At 47.1% G+C, this 3612-nt stretch carries 4 protein-coding genes; all 4 read left to right on the top strand.

Annotated elements, in window-relative coordinates; all coding sequences use genetic code 11:
* Positions 1–550 (top strand): ketol-acid reductoisomerase (gene ilvC, locus LD39_RS11805; RefSeq protein WP_035546657.1); only part of this gene is annotated, 550 nt, incomplete at its 5' end.
* On the top strand, positions 537–2081 hold the full coding sequence (locus LD39_RS11800) for a 2-isopropylmalate synthase (RefSeq protein ID WP_035546653.1): 1545 nt from the start codon (positions 537–539) through the stop codon (positions 2079–2081). The genes ilvC and LD39_RS11800, both read left to right, overlap by 14 nt.
* 15 nt (positions 2082–2096) lie before the next feature.
* Positions 2097–3203: a 3-isopropylmalate dehydrogenase gene (gene leuB / locus LD39_RS11795; RefSeq protein WP_035546649.1), complete on the top strand. Its 1107-nt coding sequence runs from the start codon at positions 2097–2099 to the stop codon at positions 3201–3203.
* Between the two features lie 20 nt (positions 3204–3223).
* The coding region (locus LD39_RS11790; protein WP_035546646.1) for an aconitase family protein at positions 3224–3612 on the top strand (389 nt) is incomplete at its 3' end.

The raw sequence follows: 3612 nt of genomic DNA, 5'->3' as shown, positions 1-3612 counted from the left end.
AGAAATCGCACTTGCTTATGCCAAGGGTATCGGCGGCGGCCGTGCTGGTGTGCTGGAAACTAGTTTCCAAGAAGAAACCGAAACGGATCTATTCGGAGAGCAGGCAGTTCTATGTGGCGGTCTTACAAGCTTAGTGAAAGCAGGATTCGAAACGCTGACAGAAGCTGGCTACCAGCCAGAAGTTGCTTACTTCGAGTGTATGCACGAACTGAAGTTGATCGTAGATCTTATGTACGAAGGCGGTCTCGAGGGCATGCGTTATTCCATCTCTGATACAGCTCAGTGGGGTGACTTCGTTTCTGGACCACGCGTTGTTGATGAGTCCACGAAGGCGCGCATGAAAGACGTATTGACAGATATCCAGACTGGTAAATTCGCTAAAGGATGGATCCTAGAAAATAAAGTCAACCGTCCTGAATTCAACGCCATCAATGCTCGTGAAAATAATCATCAAATCGAGAAGGTGGGTAGAGAACTCCGTGAATTAATGCCATTCGTTAAGAAATCCCAATCCAAAGAAAAGGATGTGGTCACACATGGCTCACGTTAACGTATTCGATACAACACTAAGAGATGGAGAGCAGTCCGCTGGAGTCAATTTGAACCGTCTGGAAAAATTGGAAATTGCCAAACAGTTGGAACGTCTCGGGGTAGATATTATGGAAGCAGGGTTTCCTGCTTCCTCCCAGGGAGACTTCGAAGCTGTTAAAGAGATTGCAGATACCGTCCGAGGTTGTTCGGTTACAGGGTTAGCGAGAGCCAACAAGCGTGACATTGACATCGCTTGGGAAGCTTTGAAAGGTGGCGCGGAGCCGAGGCTGCATATCTTCCTAGCAACCTCCCCGATCCACATGACTCATAAATTGAAAAAAACGCCAGAAGAAATCGTCGAAACAGCTGTTGAAATGGTCTCTTATGCGAAGGAAAAATTCCCGCACGTCCAGTGGTCAGCAGAGGATGCAAGTCGATCAGATCTTGATTTCTTAGTTCATATCATTGAAAAAGTGATAGACGCTGGTGCGACAGTCATTAATTTGCCGGATACAGTCGGTTATACGACGCCGGATGAATACGGTAAGATGTTCAAGTATGTAGCGGATCATGTTCCAAATATCGATAAAGCTGTTCTTTCCGCCCACTGTCACGATGACCTTGGGATGGCAGTCAGCAACTCCATTTCCGCTCTAGAGCATGGGGTTCGACAAATCGAAGGAACCATTAACGGAATTGGTGAACGTGCAGGTAATGCCGCACTTGAGGAAATTGCCGTTGCCCTTACAATCAGGAAAGATCGTTACGATTACCAAACAAATCTTGTCTTGAATGAAATTAAACGTACGAGTGATCTCGTCAGCCGTTTGACTGGCATGATGGTCCCAGGAAATAAAGCAGTTGTCGGACGTAATGCCTTTGCTCACGAATCCGGCATTCACCAGGATGGAGTACTGAAGGAAGCGTCTACCTACGAAATTATCACTCCAGCGATGGTTGGCATCGATTCCAATCGAATGGTGCTAGGCAAACACTCTGGAAGACACGCATTTAAACAAAAAGCCGAAGAGCTTGGCTTTGAATTGAATGATGCGAAGCTGAAAGAAGCGTTTGAATCGTTCAAAAATCTGACAGGCAAGAAGAAAGAAGTTACAGAAGACGATCTTTTCGCGATCCTGACAGATACGCAAACTGAAAACGAAGATCAACCGAAATACGAGATGAAGGCTTTCCAAGTCCAGTACGGCAGTGTCAATAGACCAACCGCTACAGTATTGCTTACTCGCCCGGATGGTGAGGAAGTCGAAAAGGCGAACACAGGCGAAGGAAGTGTCGAAGCGATTTACAATACGCTGGATGACTTGATTGATGCAGATGTCCATTTGCAGGACTATCAATTGAGTTCAATCGGTAAAGGGCGCGATGCTTTGGCGGAAGTTCATGTTCAGCTGACCGTCAATGGTGTGAAAGCATCTGGCCGTGCTGCTGACCAGGACGTACTGGAAGCATCAGCAAACGCGTTCATTAACGCCGTGAACCGTACACTAAACCGCCAGCACAAAGATACCTATCAACAAGTTCAAGTATAAAAAGGGGGATGTCCAATGAAAAAGCATATCGTTCTTTTGCCGGGAGATGGAATCGGCCCGGAAGTCACCAAAGCAGCCAAGCGCGTTCTTGAAGCTGTAGCTGAACGCTATCAACACACATTCACGTTTGAAAGTCAGGACATCGGTGGAGCGGCGATCGATCATCAAGGATCGCCACTCCCGGAAGATACGGTGGAAGCTTGTAAAAAAGCCGATGCTGTTTTTCTCGGAGCCGTTGGAGGTCCAAAATGGGATCAACTGCCTGGACACATGAGGCCGGAAAAAGGGCTGCTGGGCATCCGCAAACAACTTGGACTTTTTGCCAATCTTCGTCCTGTCAAAGCCTATCAGCAACTGCTGCATGCTTCTCCTTTGAAACCTGAAGTCGTTGCAGGAAGTGACCTGTTAATCGTTCGTGAGCTGACAGGCGGCCTATACTTCGGTGAGCCAAGCGAACGAAGGAAGGATGGGAAGGAAGTTGTCGATACCCTCGCTTATCAAAGAGTTGAAATTGAACGTATCGTCGAAAAAGCATTCGAAAGTGCACAGCTTCGCAGAAAGCATCTTACTTCCGTCGATAAAGCAAACGTATTGGAATCAAGTCGCATGTGGCGTGAAGTTGTTGAAGAAAAGAAAAAAGATTATCCGGATGTCACTGTCGAGCATATGCTTGTCGACGCCGCAGCCATGAAGCTCGTAACAAACCCTTCAGCTTTTGACGTCATCGTGACGGAAAACATGTTCGGAGACATTTTGAGTGATGAAGCATCCGTTCTGACTGGATCGCTAGGTATGCTTCCATCCGCTAGTGTAAGAAGTGATGGGGTTGGACTTTACGAGCCGGTGCACGGTTCTGCTCCGGATATCGCAGGGCAAAATAAAGCGAATCCGCTAGCTTCGATTCTTTCTACAGCGATGATGCTGAAGCACTCATTCCAGATGGAAGAAGAGGCAGAGGAAATAGAAAAAGCGGTCGCAGACGTATTGCAGGCGCGCTATCACACAGCCGATTTGCAAATAAGCGGCGGCGTACAAGTAAGTGGAAGCGAACTTGCCAATAAAGTGATCGAACAATTGAGTACAAGTGATGCAGCTGAAAATATCATGCGCTGTTACGTGTAAAAGAGAGGGGAGTGGAACAAATGAGTCAACCTAAAACAATTGTAGAAAAGATTTGGGAGCAGCATGTTGTTCATGAAGAAGAGGGGAAGCCGAACCTATTATACATCGACTTGCATTTGGTCCATGAAGTGACTTCCCCTCAAGCTTTTGAAGGTTTGCGCATGAGTGGCCGTAAGGTGCGGCGTCCTGAACGCACCTACGCCACGATGGATCACAACGTTCCGACCGTCCATCGGAACGTCATTAAGGATGCCGTATCCAAAAAGCAAATGGAAACATTAAAAGAAAATTGTGAAGAATTCGGAATCAACTTGGCGGATATTAACCACCCGGATCAGGGAATTGTTCACGTCATTGGACCTGAGCTAGGTTTGACCCAGCCAGGAAAAACGATCGTATGTGGAGACAG

The organism is Halobacillus sp. BBL2006 (assembly GCF_000786645.1).
In the GTDB taxonomy this organism is placed as follows: Bacteria; Bacillota; Bacilli; order Bacillales; family Halobacillaceae; genus Halobacillus.
Note: the sequence above shows the minus strand (reverse complement) of the source record. Positions and strands in the feature narration are given on the sequence as shown.